At 70.5% G+C, this 16588-nt stretch carries 11 protein-coding genes; 7 read left to right on the forward strand and 4 right to left on the reverse strand.

The genetic code is table 11. The features are described 5' to 3' along the window. The coding region (locus tag KDK95_RS29855) for a sensor histidine kinase (RefSeq protein ID WP_249162112.1) at positions 1 to 954 on the reverse strand (954 nt) is incomplete at its 3' end. A gap of 418 nt (positions 955 to 1372) precedes the next feature. Between KDK95_RS29855 and KDK95_RS29860 the strand changes: the two genes are divergently transcribed. After that, a complete protein-coding gene (locus KDK95_RS29860) occupies positions 1373 to 3244 on the forward strand; it encodes an alpha amylase C-terminal domain-containing protein (RefSeq protein WP_212521671.1) in 1872 nt (623 codons plus the stop codon). A 34-nt stretch (positions 3245 to 3278) separates the two neighbouring features. Here the strand turns inward: KDK95_RS29860 and ppk2 are convergent, their stop codons facing one another. Further along, complete coding sequence (ppk2, locus tag KDK95_RS29865) at positions 3279 to 4253, reverse strand: polyphosphate kinase 2 (RefSeq protein ID WP_212521672.1); 975 nt, start codon at positions 4251 to 4253, stop codon at positions 3279 to 3281. Positions 4254 to 4439: 186 nt separating this feature from the next. Here ppk2 and KDK95_RS29870 point away from each other — a divergent pair, with 186 nt between their 5' ends. From KDK95_RS29870 to KDK95_RS29880, 3 genes are all read left to right on the forward strand, one after another. Continuing rightward, on the forward strand, positions 4440 to 8390 hold the full coding sequence (locus KDK95_RS29870; protein WP_212521673.1) for a Pls/PosA family non-ribosomal peptide synthetase: 3951 nt from the start codon (positions 4440 to 4442) through the stop codon (positions 8388 to 8390). Next, entirely contained in the window at positions 8383 to 9708 is a 1326-nt protein-coding gene (locus KDK95_RS29875) for a M1 family metallopeptidase (RefSeq protein ID WP_212521674.1), read from the forward strand. Before KDK95_RS29870 ends, KDK95_RS29875 begins: the two co-directional genes overlap by 8 nt. A gap of 63 nt (positions 9709 to 9771) precedes the next feature. Next, a complete protein-coding gene (locus KDK95_RS29880) occupies positions 9772 to 10539 on the forward strand; it encodes a metallophosphoesterase family protein (RefSeq protein ID WP_212521675.1) in 768 nt (255 codons plus the stop codon). 120 nt (positions 10540 to 10659) lie between these two features. Here KDK95_RS29880 and panD read toward each other — a convergent pair whose 3' ends face one another. Further along, on the reverse strand, positions 10660 to 11073 hold the full coding sequence (gene panD / locus KDK95_RS29885) for an aspartate 1-decarboxylase (protein ID WP_212521676.1): 414 nt from the start codon (positions 11071 to 11073) through the stop codon (positions 10660 to 10662). Between the two features lie 185 nt (positions 11074 to 11258). Here panD and KDK95_RS29890 point away from each other — a divergent pair, with 185 nt between their 5' ends. Beyond that, positions 11259 to 11714, forward strand: coding sequence for a carboxymuconolactone decarboxylase family protein (locus KDK95_RS29890; protein WP_212521677.1), 456 nt, complete (start codon positions 11259 to 11261; stop codon positions 11712 to 11714). A 29-nt stretch (positions 11715 to 11743) separates the two neighbouring features. On the opposite strand, the gene KDK95_RS29895 is transcribed toward KDK95_RS29890, so the two are convergent. Continuing rightward, on the reverse strand, positions 11744 to 12697 hold the full coding sequence (locus KDK95_RS29895; RefSeq protein ID WP_307844782.1) for a LacI family DNA-binding transcriptional regulator: 954 nt from the start codon (positions 12695 to 12697) through the stop codon (positions 11744 to 11746). Positions 12698 to 12907: 210 nt separating this feature from the next. On the opposite strand from KDK95_RS29895, the gene KDK95_RS29900 reads away from it, so the two are divergent. Both KDK95_RS29900 and KDK95_RS29905 read left to right on the forward strand, forming a co-directional pair. After that, on the forward strand, positions 12908 to 14284 hold the full coding sequence (locus KDK95_RS29900; protein ID WP_212521679.1) for a ricin-type beta-trefoil lectin domain protein: 1377 nt from the start codon (positions 12908 to 12910) through the stop codon (positions 14282 to 14284). Beyond that, positions 14281 to 16443: a pectate lyase-like domain-containing protein gene (locus KDK95_RS29905; RefSeq protein ID WP_212521680.1), complete on the forward strand. Its 2163-nt coding sequence runs from the start codon at positions 14281 to 14283 to the stop codon at positions 16441 to 16443. Before KDK95_RS29900 ends, KDK95_RS29905 begins: the two co-directional genes overlap by 4 nt. Positions 16444 to 16588 lie beyond the last annotated feature (145 nt).

Here is a 16588-nt window from a genome sequence, read left to right on the forward strand (position 1 = left end):
AGATGTGTATAGAGACAGCCGCAAGGCCTGCGGTTGGGACGGTTCGGGCTGCCGCCGGCCCGACGGCTGGGACGGTTCGGGCTGCCGCCGGACGGGGGGCTGGGACGGTTCGGGCTGCCGCGGGACCGGCTGCGGGCTCGATTGCGCCGATCCGCCCGGGTACCGGGTGCCGGGGACCGCGAACGCGTTCGGGTCGAGCAGCAGCCGGCTCGGCAGGAACGCGACGGCCGTGGTGCCGAGCTGCCGCCGCGTCTGCAGCTGGACGTAGATGCCGTGCCGGCGGGCGAGGTGCGCGACGACGAACAGGCCCATCTGCCGCGTGGCCGGGGCGTCGAGCTGCAGCGGTCCGGTCAGCCGGTGGTTGAGGTCGGTCATCATCTCCGGCGGGATGCCGATGCCCTCGTCCTCCACGGCCAGCAGCACGCCGCCGCTGGCCGGGGCTCCGGAGACGGTGACCCTCGTGCGCCCCGGCGAGACGTCGAGCGCGTTGTCCATCAGCTCGGCGAGCGCGTGCGCGAGGTCGTCGGCGACGGCGGGGCCGACCGCGTAGCCCGGCAGCGCGCCGACCGTGACGCGCGTGTAGTCCGCCGATTCGGACGCCGCCGCGCGGGCGACGTCCAGCAGGCTCATCGGCTCGGTGTGCCCCATCGGCGCCTGCGCGCCGGCGAGCACCAGCGCGTTCTCGGCGCTGCGGCGCAGCCGGGTGACGTCGTGGTCGAGCGCGTAGTAGAGCGCGAGCCGCTCCGGGTCCTGCTCGCCGCGCTCGACGTCCGATATGACGGACAGCACGCGCTCGATGACCGTCAGGTCGCGCAGTGCGACGTTCGCGAGCAGCTCGTAGACCAGCGTCTCGGGCGGCGGCGCGGCGGGCGGTGGCGGAACGACGGCCTCGGCGTGCGGCGACTCCGTGTCAGGAGCCTGCGTTGGCCGGCCCTTGCCGCGTAGCAGCCGCATCGATCCTCCGGCTCCTGCCGTTCCTGGTGATCACCGATCACTTTCGGGGGGCCACGATACGGCCCGCTCATCGAGCTGTCGAACGAACCGCTCAGCATACGGACACGGGTAGCGGGCCCGCCGTCGCCGGAATCGGCCGCACCGGACAACTCTCAAGCCCCATCTGTATCACGTCCGGACGCGGTCGTGCCTTATTCGTCTATGTATATATGGGTAGAGCTGCTTCAGGTTGCATCAGGATTCCGGCGCGTTCCGGACGGCTCGGAGTGGCGCCGAGGCGCCGAGCCCCTTCGTTCGCGGGGTGAACGAAATTTCCTTGTGGGGATGGCGGTCTTGGGGGTTGTCGGTTATGTTCACGGCAGATCGGGATTTTGTTTTCTGATCAACCATAACCCACACGCTGTCTGGAGGGACCGTCATGTCCCGTTCCGGTCGTCAACGGCGTCGACCCGGGATCTCCGCGCTGCTCACACCCCTACTCGCCACCACGCTCACCGCCTCCGCCGTGTTCGCGCCGGCCGTCCTGCACCCGGGCCAGGCCCATGCGTCCACCCTCTCCAAAGATGTCACGGCCAACTTATTCGAGTACGACTTCAACTCCATCGCCACCGACTGCACGAACGTGCTCGGACCGGACGGGTTCGCGGCTGTGCAGGTCGCGCCGCCGGAGGACTCGTACGACCAGGCGTCGCACGACTGGTGGGACGTGTATCAGCCTGTGGATTACACCGTCGGGGGGCGTCTCGGGACCGAGGCGCAGTTCGAGAGCATGATCAACGCCTGCCACGCCGCCGGGGTGAAGGTGTACGTGGACGCCGTGCTGAACCACATGGCGGCCGGGACCGGGGGGTCGGACACCAGTTACGACGGGCAGAGCTTCGATTCGGGGACGCTGACGTACCCGAACTTCAGCTCCGCCGATTTCCACGGCTATCCGGTGAACTGCCCGGAGTCGAGCGACAGCATCGTCAACTGGCTGAGCTACACCGAGGTCACGCAGTGCCGCCTCTCCGGGCTGCCCGACTTGGCGACGGACACGACCGCGGTGCGGTCCGCGGAGGCGGCGTATCTGAACGGCATGATCTCGATGGGGGTCGACGGCTTCCGGCTCGACTCGGCGACCGAGATCGGCGAGACGGACATCGCGGCGATCGAGGCGCTGCTGGAGAAGGACACGACCACAGGCTCCGCGGTGTCGATCACGCAGGAGGTCTATCCGGGCTCCAGCGGACAGGATTCGCGGCTGAATCCGACGTCGTTCGAGGGCGAGGGGTCGGTGACGGCGATCGACTACACGTACGCGATCACCGACGACTTCAAGAACGGCGATCTCGCGGCGCTCTCCGGCTATTCGCCGACCTTGCCGAGCTCGTACGCTTCGACGTTCGTGACCAACCAGGACACAGAGCGCGCAAGCAGTCCGAGCCTTTCCTATGCGAACGGCTCCGAGTACGTGCTGGCCGACGAGTTCCTGCTCGCGTACGGGTACGGCTCGCCGCAGATCTTCTCGAGCTTCGAGTACGGCAGCTACGACCAGGGCCCTCCAGACGCGTCGAACGGCGACGTCACGGACACGGTGTGCGGGACCGGGGCGTGGGAGTGCACCGAGCGGAACGCGGCGGTCGACGCGATGGTCGGCTGGCACGACCTGGCGCTGACGGACGGCGGGCCGGTCTCGAACTGGACCACGGACGGGAACGACCTGATCGCCTTCTCGCGCGGTAGCGCCGCGTGGATCGCGATCAACAACGGGAGTTCCGCGGAGACGGCTACGTTCACGACCGGGCTGCCGGACGGCTCCTACTGCGACATCATCGCGGACACCTACAGCGACGGATCGTGCAGCGGCAGCGGGATCGTCGTGGCCGACGGGCAGGCCACGGTGACGGTGCCGGCCGGCGGCTCGGTGGCGATCGACGCGGACTCGGTGATCGGGAACGCGACGGCCGTCATCGACGTGACGGTGCCCTCCTCGACCCCCGGCGGCGACACGGTCTACATCGCGGGTGACTTCTCCGCGCTGGGCACCGGTATCTCGTCGGGAACGGACTGGGAGCCGGGGCTGCACCCGATGACGAGGATCGGCACGGACGAGTGGCAGGCCGTCGTGCATGCCGTGTCGGGGACGACACTGGAGTACAAGTTCGATCTCAACGGCACCTGGTCGAATGTCGAAGAGGCCGCGAGTTGCGCCGATCGGGCGAATCGCACGTTCTATTTCAACGGCGCGGACAGCTCGTACACGGCGGAGGACACCGTGTACGACTGGGCCGGTCTGAACGGGTGCTGATCGGCGGGAATACGTGACTGAATAACTGGGCTCATCACCGATCGGGGATCGTGCGCGTGGAGGAGAGGAACGGCGGCCCGACGATGAGCGGGTCGGGCCGCCCGACCAGCTCTTCGTTCTTGTTGTCGTAGGGGACCTGCGAGAGCACGAAGCGCATCGCCTCGATGCGGGCCAGGCGCTTGCCGTTGCCGTTCACGACCGTCCACGGCGCCCACGGGGTGTGCGTGGCGGCGAACATGGCCTCCTTGGCCTTGGTGTACGCGTCCCAGCGGTCGAGCGAGGCGAGGTCGTGCGGGCTGAGCTTCCAGCGGCGGACCGGGTCGACGTCGCGGATGACGAACCTGGTCAGCTGCTCGGCGCGGGAGACGGAGAACCAGAACTTCACCAGGATGATGCCGTCGTCGACGAGCATGTGCTCGAACATCGGGGCCTGCTTGAGGAAGAGTTCGTACTCCTCGTCGGTGCAGTAGCCCATCACCGGCTCGACCGTCGCCCGGTTGTACCAGGAGCGGTCGAACAGCACGATCTCGCCGGCCGAGGGCAGGTGCGCGACATAGCGCTGGAAGTACCAGGACGTGCGCTCCTGCCGGTTCGGCTTGTTCAGCGCGACGACGCGGATCTCGCGCGGGTTCAGGTGCTGGATGAAGCGCTTGATGGAGCTGCCCTTGCCCGCGGCGTCTCTGCCCTCGAAGATCACCACCAGGCGTGCGCCGGTGCTCTTGGCCCAGGCCTGCAGCTTCAGCAGCTCGATCTGCAGGGCGCGCTTGGTCGGGTCGTACTCGTGGCGGCGCAGCAGGCTGTCGTACGGGTAGTCCTGCCGCCAGGTGTCCACCTCGCGGCCGTCCGGGCGGATCAGGATCGGGTCGAAGCCGTCGGGATACTCCACATGCAGGTCCGCGTGCGTCCGGTACTCGCGCACCCAGTCGCTCAGATGGCCGTCGATCGTCTCCAGATCCACCAGCGGGTAGAGCACCTTGCGCGGATCCAGTCGAGCTCGTTCCTCGTCCATACCCAAGCGGCCCCTTTCCTCGCTGGTCAAGCCGTCTCTGCCGCAGATTGCTCCCGGCTGTACGCATCGTGGTGAATATCAAAACATATAGCAGCGAATCGGCCGTAACGGCACACGTCTGTTACGCTGAACGGTGCTCCAGACGCATTTCGCCGTCGCCGACCGCTAAGGATCAAGTCAACACCCATGCCAGATCAGCTGCTCGCCGGCGCCGCGCGGTACGGCTCCGCCACCGTCGCGCCACCCGCCCGTACGCTGCTGTCGATCCTCGACGCGACCGTCGAGCGGCACCCCCGGGCCTTCGCCCTGGACGACGGTGTCCGCCGACTGGATTACACGACGCTGCGCGCCGAGGTCGCCGATCTGGCCGAGCGCTTCGCCGCCGCCGGAGTGGGCCGCGGGGACCGCGTCGGCGTGCGCATCCCGTCGGGGAGCACGGACCTCTACGTCGCCATCCTGGCCATCCTGGCCGCCGGCGCCGCCTACGTGCCGGTCGACGTGGACGATCCGGAGGAGCGCGCCCTGCTCGTGTTCGGCGAGGCGCGGGTGCGCGCGGTGATCGGCGAGGGGCTGAGTATCGACGTGCGCGACGTCGAGACCCCGACGGCGGCCGCGGCCGAGCCGGAGCCGGGCGACGACGCGTGGATCATCTTCACCTCGGGGTCCACCGGGACGCCCAAGGGCGTGGCGGTCACGCATCGCAGCGCGGCGGCGTTCGTGGACGCCGAGGCGCGGATCTTCCTGCGGAACGCGCCGCTCGGTCCCGGCGACCGGGTGCTCGCGGGTCTTTCGGTGGCGTTCGACGCCTCGTGCGAGGAGATGTGGCTCGCCTGGCGGCACGGCGCCTGCCTGGTGCCGGCGCCGCGCTCGCTGGTGCGCAGCGGGGTGGACCTCGGGCCGTGGCTCGTCGAGCACGGGGTCACCGCGGTCTCGACCGTTCCGACGCTCGCCTCGCTCTGGCCGTCCGAGGCGCTGGACAACGTCAGGCTGCTGATCTTCGGCGGCGAGGCCTGCCCGCCCGAGCTGGCCGAGCGGCTGGCCGTGGACGGGCGCGAGGTGTGGAACACGTACGGCCCGACCGAGGCCACCGTCGTGGCGACCGCCGCGCCGCTGACCGGCGAGGGGCCCGTGCGCATCGGCCTGCCGCTGGACGGCTGGGAGCTCGCCGTCGTCGACAAGGACGGGCGGCCGGTGGCGTCGGGCGAGTCCGGCGAGCTGGTGATCGCCGGCGTCGGCATGGCCCGCTACCTGGACCCCGAGAAGGACGCGGCGAAGTACGCGCCGCTGCCCTCGGCCGGCTGGGAGCGCGCCTACCGCAGCGGCGACCTCGTGCGGGCCGACCCGGAGGGGCTGGTCTTCCTCGGCCGCGCCGACGAGCAGATCAAGCTCGGCGGGCGGCGCATCGAGCTCGGCGAGATCGACTCCGCGCTCCAGGCCCTGCCGGGGGTCGCGGCCGCCGCGGCCGCCGTCAAGGGCCCGGCCGGCGCGCAGGTGCTGATCGGGTACGTCGTGCCGAGTGAGCCGGTTCCGGACTCGCTCAACGAGAACGCGCAGCTCGGACCGATCCCGTTCGACGCCGCCGAGGCGCGCGCCCTGCTGACCGCGAAGCTGCCGGCCGCGCTCGTGCCGCGGATCGCGGTCGTCGACTCGCTGCCCACGCGCACCTCCGGCAAGGTCGACCGCAACGCGCTGCCCTGGCCGCTGCCGGACCCGGGCGCGGACCCGGAGGCCGCCGACGTCGAGGAATTCACGCCGCTTCAGGAGGAGCTGGCCGGCCAGTGGGCCGCCGTCCTCGGCGAGCGCCCGGCGACGTTCGAGGCCGACTTCTTCGACGCGGGCGGCGGCAGCCTCGCAGCCGCGCGCTTCGTCTCCGTGCTGCGCGCGCACCACCCGACCGTGACCGTGCGCGACGTCTACGACAACCCCTCGTTCGGCGCACTGTCCGCACGGCTGGCCGAGCTGGCGCCGTCCACCTCGGCGCAGGCGGCCCAGCCGCAGAACGACGTCGTCGTCACACCGGTCCCGCGCTCCTTCCAGCTCGCGCAGGCCGCCGCGATGATCCCGCTGAGCATCGTCGGCTCGCTGCGCTGGCTGACCGCGCTGGCCGCCGTCGTGAACATCGCCGCGCCCGCGTGGGCGCCGCACGTGCCGTGGGCGTGGGTCGTCGCCGGATTCCTGCTCTTCGTCACTCCGCCCGGGCGAATCGCCGTCACCGCACTCGGCACCCGCGCTCTGCTGCGCGGCCTGGAGCCGGGCAGGCACCCGCGCGGCGGACGCACGCATCTGCGGCTGTGGGCGGCCGAACAGCTCTCCCTGCGCACGGCCGTCGTGAGCACCGTGAGCGGGCCGTGGATACCGCTGTACGCCCGCGCCCTCGGCGCCCGCATCCACAAGGACGCGGTGCTGCACTCGCCGCCGCCGGTCACCGGAATGCTCCGTTTGGCTGAAGGCGCGGCGATCGAGCCCGAGGTGGACCTGTCCGGCCACTGGATCGACGGCGGCATCGTGCACGTCGGCGAGATCCGCGTCGACGCGAACGCCTCGGTCGGCGCCCGGTCGACGCTGCTGCCCGGCGCCCGCATCGGCGAGCACGCGCGCATCGCCCCCGGCTCGTCCGTCGCCGACGCGGTGCCCGCGCGCGAGCACTGGGCCGGCTCCCCGGCCAGGCGCGTCGGCAAGCTCAGCAAGAGCGAGCGCGAGGCCGTGCGCGCGCCGTACACGCGGCACTGGACGATCTACTACGGCGCCACCGCGACCGTGCTGAGCCTGCTCCCGATCGCGGCCGCGATCCCGGCGCTCTTCGTGCTCGGGGCGTTCACCGGCGGCAGCGGCGGCGCGTGGGCCGCGCTCGGCGACTCGCTGCCCGGCATGCTCCCGGCGGTGCTGGTGTTCTTCCTCTCCTTCGGGCTGCTCGTGCTGGCCGGGGTCAGGGCGCTCAGCATCGGGATGCGCGCGGGCGAGTACCCGCTGCACAGCCCCGCCGCGTGGCGCGTGTGGACGACCACGCAGCTGATGGGCATGGCCCGCGTCTGGCTCTACCCGCTCTACGCCTCCATCGCCACGCCGACCTGGCTGCGGCTGCTCGGCATGAAGGTCGGCCGCGACGTGGAGCTGTCCACGGTGCTGGCCGTGCCCGCGATGACGACCGTCGACAACGGCGCGTTCCTCGCCGACGACACGATGATCGCGCCCTACGAGCTGTCCGACGGGCGCCTCAGCGTCGGCGCGGTCCGCATCGGCAAGCGCGTGTTCGTCGGCAACTCCGGCATGGTCGGCCCCGGCCGCAAGCTGCCGAAGGGCAGCCTCGTCGGGGTGCTCTCCGCCGCGCCGCTCAAGGCCAAGCGCGGCAAGTCCTACCTGGGCATGCCGCCCGAACGGCTGCGCCGCGCGAGCCAGGACACCGACAGCTCGCTGACCTACGACCCGCCGCGCAAGCTCAAGGCGATGCGCGCCGCCGTCGAGCTGTGCCGCATCGTCCCGGCCGCCTGCACCGGAATCCTGGCGCTGCTCGCCGCCGCGATCGAGGTCGAGATCGCCGCGAGCGCGGGGCTGGTGGCCGCGACGCTGCTCGCCGGGCCGGTCTTCCTCGGCGTCGGGGTGCTCGGCGCGGCGCTGGCCACGGCCGCCAAGTGGGCGCTGGTGGGCCGGATCAGGGTCGAGGACCAGCCGCTGTGGAGTTCGTTCGTCTGGCGCAACGAGCTCGCCGACAACTTCATCGAGCTGATCGCGGCGCCGTGGTTCGCGGAGCCCTGGCTCGGCACCGCGCCGCTCAACCTCTGGCTGCGCTCGCTCGGCTCGAAGATCGGCCGCGGCGTGTGGTGCGAGACGTACTGGCTGCCCGAGGCCGACCTGATCGTGCTCGAGGACGGCGCGACCGTGAACCGCGGCTGCGTCGTGCAGACCCACCTGTTCCACGACCGCGTGATGAGCATGGACCTCGTCACCCTGCACGCCGGTGCCACGCTCGGCCCGCAGTGCGTGATCCTGCCCGCCGCGAGCATCGGCGAGTGCGCGACCGTCGGCCCGGCCTCGCTCGTGATGCGCGGCGAGGACGTGCCGCCGCGCACCCGCTGGGCCGGCAACCCGATCGCCCCCTGGCACGAAGCCGTCGACGAAGAGACCGGTGCCGATGTCTGAGCCCTACTTCCCGCAGCGCGGCAACGAGGGCTATCGGATCACGAACTACGAATTGGGCCTCGTCTACCGGGTGGCCACGAACCGTCTCGACGGCGGTGCGGTGCTCACGGCGACGGCCACCGGACCGGGGCCGCTGGACGAGTTCACGCTCGACCTGTCGCAGGCGATGCGCGTGGACCGGGTCGCGATAGAAGCCGGCCACCGGGTCGTGCGGGCCCGGCACTCCCGCCGGGCCGACAAGCTGCGGGTCATCCCGGCCGAGCCGCTGGCCGCCGGCCAGGCGTTCAAGGTGGAGATCCGCTACACCGGCGCGCCGAAACTGATGAGCAGCCAGTTCGGCGGCCTCGGCTGGGAGCAGCTGACCGACGGCGCGCTGGTGGCCAGCCAGCCGATCGGCGCGCCCTCCTGGTTCCCGTGCGACGACCGGCCGGACCGCAAGGCCTCGTACACGATCACCGTGACGGCCGAGTCGGCGTACCACGTCGCGGCCAACGGCGTGCAGGTCAGCCGCAGGACCGGCGGCGCGCAGACGACCTGGACCTACCGGCAGGACGAGCCGATGGCGACGTATCTGGCGAGCGTGCAGGTCGGCAAGTACCGCAGCATCGAGCTCTCCAACCGCGGCGTGCGGCAGAACGTCGTCGTGCCGCCGCGCTTCGTCAGCCGCGCGAAGACGGCCTTCGCCGCCCAGCCGCGGATGATCGAGGTCTTCGAGAAGTTCTTCGGCCCGTATCCGTTCGCGGGCGGGTACACCGCCGTGATCGCGGACGACGACCTGGAGATCCCGATCGAGGCCCAGGGCATGTCGATCTTCGGCGTGAACCACCTGGCGGCCGGCTGGGAGAACGAGCGGCTGATCGCGCACGAGCTGTCCCACCAGTGGTTCGGCAACAGCCTGACGGTCGTGGACTGGCGCGACATCTGGCTGCACGAGGGCTTCGCCGCGTACGCGGAATGGCTCTGGTCGGAGGCCTCCGGCCAGCGCTCGGCCGACGAACACGCCCGCCGCTGGCACCAGCGGCTGGCGAAGCGCCCGCAGGACCTCGTGCTCGCGGACCCGACCCCCCAGCACATGTTCGACGACCGGGTCTACAAGCGCGGCGCGCTGACCTTGCACGCCCTGCGGCTGACCGTGGGCGACGTGGCGTTCCTGGGCATACTGCGCGACTGGACGGCCGCGAACCGGCACGGCGGCGTGCGCACGGAGGACTTCGTCAAGCTGGTCACCGCCAGCGGGAACCCGGCGATGCCGCGCTCCGACTCCTTCTTCGAACGCTGGCTCGAAACCCGGAAGCTGCCGCCGCTGCCGCCCGCATGACACGCCGCCGGATCATCGCCCGGTGAATACGAACACCGATTCACCGGTGCTACCCTGCGAGACGTGCCGAAGCCCGCTGAGGAAGCAGGGGCGGGGCGGATCCGCCTCGCCGCGGTAGGCGACCTGCGCATGGCGGTCGAGCAGCGCGACTCGCTCGGCCCCGCGTTCGCATCCGTCGCCGACTCCGCCGACGTCCTGCTGCTCGCGGGCGGCCTGACCGCCTCGGGCCTGGTCTCCGAGGCCGAGACGCTCGCCGACGAGCTCGACGGCGTCGGCGTGCCGATCGTCGCCGTCCTCGGCGCGCGCGACCACGAGGTCAACCAGGAGTCGCTGATCCGCTCCGCGCTCACCTCGCTGGGCTGGACGGTCCTGGACGCGAGCTCGGCGCTGCTGGACGTGCGCGGGACGCGGGTCGGCGTCGCCGGGATCACCGGCTTCGCGGGCGGCTTCGGCATCGACTACCAGCTGTGGTCCGTGGTCCGCGAACACCGCCAGGCCGACCGCGAGCAGACGCACACCGAGCGCTTCGCGAAGGCGCTCGCGGGCCTCGCGCTCCAGGGTGCCGACTTCCGTGTCGCGCTGACGCACTACTCGCCGGTCCCCGGCACCCTCGACGGCGAGCGTGAGACCACGCGCGCCAACCTGGGCAACGAGATCCTCGGCAGCAGCATCGACGCGTCCGGCGCCGACGTGGCCATCCACGCCATGGCCCACCGCGGCACGCACGCCGGCCGCACCCCCGGCGGCATCCCGGTCTACAACGTCTCGCAGCCCGTCCTCGGCGCGCCGTACGTCGTGCTCACCCTCCCGGCCCCGGCCTTCGCCGGCTAGCGGCTGCGACCGCGACCGCAGAACCGGGGGCGTCGCAGGGCTCTTCGGTGGGGGCGCGGCAGAGGCCGGCGGAGCCGAGGGCGCCGCGCGAGCCCCCTGGCGTCCCGCCGCTCCAGCAATCTAGACCGAGAGCGGGGCGCGCAGCTGGCCGCCGCCGGGGACCGGCTCGGACGCGTCGGAGCCGAGCTCGACGATGCCGTTCGAGGCGTCCACGTGCACGATGCGCGGCGCGTAGCCCTGCTCCTGGCCGTAGGCGAGCTGCAGGTAGCTGATCAGGATCACGATGTCGCCCGGGTGCACGAGGTGCGCGGCGGCCCCGTTGATGCCGATGACGCCGGAACCGCGCTCGCCCTCGATGACGTACGTCTCCAGGCGGGCGCCGTTGGTCACGTCGACGATCGCGACGAGCTCGCCCGGCAGCAGGTCGGCGGCCTCCATCAGGTCGCGGTCCACGGTCACGGAACCGACGTAGTCCAGGTCGGCGTGCGTCACCGTGGCACGGTGGATCTTCGATTTGAGCATGGTGCGGTACATCGATCGCTCCCGGGTCCGTTCCAGTCCCTCGCGGGTACCGGACTTCTGCGTGGCCGGGGACATCGTAGCCACATCCGATCGTCGCGCCATCGCGCTGTCCCTACATCTCCCCATCACACTTCCGTCCCGGCCTCCGTCATCCCGGGTGAGCGCCGAGAGACGGCGAGGACGGAAGGAAGACGGCCATGGAATCCCGGATGAAGAACCCCGCGGTGCTGCTGCCCGGCGTGATGAAGCCGATCCAGGAGATCAACGCGCAGGCGGCGACCGCCGGCGTGCCCGAGTCGGTCGTGCAGCTCGTGCACATGCGGTCCAGCCAGATCAACGGCTGCACGGTCTGCGTCGCCTACGGCCTGCAGGGCCTGCGCAAGGCCGGCGAGTCGGACGAGCGGATCGTGATGATCGCGGCCTGGCGCGAGTCGCCGCTGTTCACCGGGGCCGAGCGGGCCGCGCTGGACCTGGCCGAGCACGCCACCCGGCTCGCCGACCGCCCGGACCCGGTCCCGGACGCGGTCTGGGACGAGGCGGCCCGGCACTTCGACGATAAGCAGCTCGCCGGGATCGTGCTGACCATCGCGATGACCAACATGTTCAACCGGATCAACGCGACGACCCGGCAGATCCCGGGCAACTGGGGCTGAGCGGGGCCGGGAGCCGGCGGCCCCGGAAGCTAGCGGTCGGGGGAGGGCGCCGGACCGGTGCTCTCCCGCACGATCAGCTGCGTCGCCAGCTCCATGCTCAGCGCCTCGTGCGCGTGCCCGTCGAGCTGGCGCATCAGCATCGTGACAGCGGTCCGGCCCATCTCCTGCAAGGGCTGGCGCACGGTCGTCAGCCGCGGCGTCGCGGCCCGGCTGACGTCGATGTCGTCGAACCCTGCCACCGAGAGGTCCTCGGGCACGCGCAGCCCGCGCGCCTTCGCCGCCTCCAGCACGCCGACCGCGACCTTGTCGTTGAAGCAGACGATCGCCGTCGGACGCGGCTTCTCGTCCAGCAGTTCGCCGCCCGCGCGCACGCCGGTCTTCGTCGCGGGCTCGCCGTGCCGCATCAGCTCCGGATCGCCGAGGACGCCCACCTCCGAGAGCGCCGCGAGGTGGCCGCCGACCCGGTCGTCGCGGGTGTGCCAGTACGGCGGCCCGGTGATCACGCCGATCCGCCGGTGGCCCAGATCCACCAGGTGCCGGGTGACGGCGCGGGCACCGGAGAAGTGCGCCGCCGAGATCGAGACCGTGCCGCGCGGCACCTCGATCCGCGGATCGACCACCACGAGCGGGTAGCTGCGCGCGGCCAGGGCCTCCAGATCCGCGCGCGGCTCCGGCGGCAGGATCAGCACCGCGCCCCGCGCGTCCCGCCGCTGCGGCAGTTCGCGCAGGGCGATCGAGCGGGCCACGCCGTCGCCCGCGCTGAGCAGCATCTCCTGGCCGTGCACGGCGAGCGTCTCGGCGACCGAGGTGACGATGTGCCCGAAGTAGTCGTTCAGCAGGTACGGGCAGCGCACGAACACCGGCGGCCGGTCGACGACCTCGAGCACCCGGTCGCGCGTGTCGGCCGCGACGTTCTCGCCGCCGTTGATCACCCGGGAGACGGTCGCGATCGACAGACCGCTCTCCGCCGCTATCACCCGCACGGTGACGCGCCGGCCGTGCCCTCCGGAATCCCCGATTCCGGAACCTGCACCTGAAACAGACTCTTGTTTCATTGCACCCCCATAACGATCTCACGTGGTCTGGACCAGTTTCCCGGCAGGTCATTGACGCGTGGCGAGTGTACTGCTGTGATCGGCACCGCGGTTGTTTCGATGTTGTTTCAGTCGCACGCGAAGGGATCACCCACCACGATGCTGAAGATCAGGATCAGACCCCGAATGGCCGGCGCGCTGCCGCTGGCCGCCGCCACGGCGCTGGCCGCGGGCGGTCTCGGGCTCGTCGCCGCGGCCCCGGCCTCCGCCGCCGGCTCCGCCTTCCCGGCGCACTACGCCGCGCCTTACCTGCAGGTCAGCGGCTCGGATGTCGGGGACATGGCCTCCGACTACGCCGCGACCGGCCTGAAGTACTACACCCTCGCCTTCCTCACCCCGCAGTCCGGCTGCACGCCGGAATGGGAGGACGGCGGCGAGGCGATGAACGCGTTCACGTCCCAGGTGAGCGCAATCCAGAACGACGGCGGAAACGTCGTCATCTCCTTCGGCGGCGAGCCGAACGGCAGCACGCCGAACGAGATAGCGCAGACGTGTACCAGTGTTTCAAGCCTTACCGCAGCATATAAGAATGTTGTGGACACCTACGGCGTCACCCGCCTCGACTTCGACATCGAAGGCAGCGTCCTGTCCGACACCGCGGCCACCACGCGGCGGGACCAGGCGCTCGCCGCGCTGCAGGCCGAGGACCCGTCCGTGCAGGTCGACTTCACCCTCGGCGTCTCGCCGAGCGGCCTGCCGACCGGCAACGCCTCCGAGTACGCGCTCCTGCAAGACGCGCAGAACCAGGGCGTGAAGGTGACCATGGTCAACATCATGACCATGGACTTCTACGACGGCCAGCCGGTGCTCAGCGATGCCGAGTCCGCCGCCAGGGCCACCGCGAGCCAGCTCTCCGGCCTGTACGGCATATCCACCTCGGCCGCGTACGCCATGATGGGCCTCACCCCGATCGCCGGCACCAACGACGACGGAGCGGTCTTCTCCACCGCCAACGCGCAGTCGCTCGAGAGCTTCGCCGCCTCCAACGGCGTCGGCGAGCTCGCGTTCTGGGAGATCGACGGCTACGACAAGGGCACCGGCTATCAGTACTCGTCGATCTTCAACCAGATCACGGGCGGCAGCAACGGCGGCGGCTCCGCGACCGGCGCGATCACCGGCTACCAGGGCCTGTGCCTGGACGACCGCTCGGCCAGCACGGCGAACTTCAATCCGATCCAGGTCTACACCTGCAACGGGACGAACGCGCAGAGCTGGACCGTCGAGTCGAACAACACGCTGCAGGTGCTCGGCAAGTGCCTGGATGTCGACGCCGCGGGCACGGCGAATGGCACGACCGTGGATCTCTACGACTGCAACGGCACCGCCGCGCAGACCTGGGTTCCGCAGTCGAACGGTGAGCTGCTGAACCCGAACTCCGGCAAGTGCCTGGACGACACGGGTTACGGCGGCTCGGGCACGCAGGTGCAGATCTGGTCGTGCGCCGACACCTCGAACCAGAAGTGGACCCTGCCATGACCAAGATGAAGCAGCGGCTCCTCGCGGTCGTCGCGGCCGTGGCCCTCGTCTTCGGCTTCGGAACCGCCGTCGCCCACCACGCCTCGGCGGCCACTTCCGGCGGCGTCGGACCGATCGTCGGTTACCAGGGCCTGTGCCTGGACGACCGCTCGGCCAGCACGGCGAACTTCAATCCGATCCAGGTCTACACCTGCAACGGCACCAGCGCGCAGAGCTGGACCGTCGAGTCGAACAACACGCTGCAGGTGCTCGGCAAGTGCCTGGACGTCGACGCCGCGGGCACGGCGAATGGCACGACCGTGGATCTCTACGACTGCAACGGCACCGCCGCGCAGACGTGGGAGCCGCAGTCGAACGGTGAGCTGCTGAACCCGAACTCCGGCAAGTGCCTGGACGACACGGGTTACGGCGGCTCGGGCACGCAGGTGCAGATCTGGTCGTGCGCGGACACCTCGAACCAGCAGTGGACGCTGCCGCAGGCCTCCAGCGGCAACACGCCGAGCCTGGGCTCGAACGTCTACATCTTCAACACCTCGATGTCGACGACCACGATCCAGAACGACATCAACGCCGTCTACGCCCAGCAGCAGTCGAACCAGTTCGGCACGCAGCGCTATGAGCTGATGTTCGAGCCCGGGACCTACAACGTGAGCGTCCCGGTCGGCTTCTACACCGAGGTCGTCGGCCTCGGCCAGAACCCCTCGCAGACGGTCATCACCGGCGGCGGGATCTACGCCGACGCCTCCTGGAACAACGGGAACGCGACGGAGAACTTCTGGCGCGGCGTGGAGAACATCACCAACGACCCGTCCTCCGGCTCGACCGAGTGGGCCGTCTCCCAGGCCGACCCGATGCGCCGGGTGAACATCGAGGGCAACATGGTCCTCGACGACGACACCTCGGGCAACACGACGAGCAACTGGTCCTCCGGCGGCTTCATCAGCGACTCGATCGTCACCGGCCAGGTCAACTCCGGGTCGCAGCAGCAGTTCATCATGCGCAACGACCAGATGGGCAGCTGGACCGGCTCGAACTGGAACATGGTGTTCGTCGGCGACAGCGGCGCGCCCTCGCAGTCGTTCCCGAGCCCGCCGGACACGACCGTCGGCCAGACCCCGACCGTCGACGAGAAGCCGTACGTGTACGTCGACAGCTCCGGGAACTGGAACGTGTTCGTGCCCTCCAACCGGACGAGCTCGAGCGGCGTGTCCTGGGCGAGCGGCAACACGGCGGGCACGTCGCTGCCGATCGGCGACTTCTACATCGCCACGCCGAGCGACACGGCCGCGACGATCAACGCGGCGCTGGCCTCCGGCAAGGACCTGCTGTTCACCCCGGGCGTCTACCAGATCAACGGCACCATCGACGTCACCAACCCGGACACCGTCGTGCTCGGCCTCGGCCTGGCCACGCTGGTGTCCAACAGCGGCGACCCGATCCTGGAGACCGCGGACGTCAACGGCATCCGCATCGCCGGCCTGATCTTCGACGCGGGCACCACGAACTCCTCGGTGCTCGTGCAGATCGGCCCGTCGGGCTCCAGCGCCGGCCACTCCGGCGACCCGACCGTGCTCTCGGACGTGTTCGCCCGGATCGGCGGCGCGACGGTCGGCAAGGCGACGCAGACGCTGCAGGTCAACAGCAGCAACGTGATCGGCGACGACCTGTGGCTCTGGCGCGCGGACCACGGCAACAGCGGCACGGTCGGCTGGACGACGAACACCGCCACCAACGGCCTGGTCGTCAACGGCGCGAACGTGACCATGTACGGCCTGGCGGTCGAGCACTACCAGGGCGAGCAGGTCCAGTGGAACGGCAACGGCGGCGCGGACTACTTCTTCCAGAGCGAGATGCCGTACGACGTGCCGAACCAGTCCTCGTGGATGGACGGCGGCTCGGACGGCTATCCCTCGATCGCCGTCAACAGCTCGGTGTCCAGCTTCCAGGCGTACGGACTCGGCAGCTACTGCTACTTCAGCACGAACTCGAGCGTGCAGAGCGCGAACGCGTTCACCTCGCCGAGCTCGTCCGGGGTGGCGTGGCATGACATGGTGACCGTCTCGCTCGGCGGCACCGGAACGATCGACCACATCATCAACGGCACCGGCGGCACGGTGAACTCCAGCAGCACGGTCGCCGACCTGACCAGTTACAACTAGAAATCAGTCACCGGTCGCAGAGCGCGGGCCGGGCGGAAGACGACTCCGATCGTCCTCCGCCCGGCCCGAGTGGGTTCCGCCTGGCCCGATCGCGTTCCGGCCGGTCCGATCGGGTTCCGCCCGGTCCGATCGCCTTCCGGCCGGC

Origin of the sequence: Actinospica acidithermotolerans, from assembly GCF_018139625.1 — a bacterium.
In the GTDB taxonomy this organism is placed as follows: domain Bacteria; phylum Actinomycetota; class Actinomycetes; order Streptomycetales; family Catenulisporaceae; genus Actinospica; species Actinospica acidithermotolerans.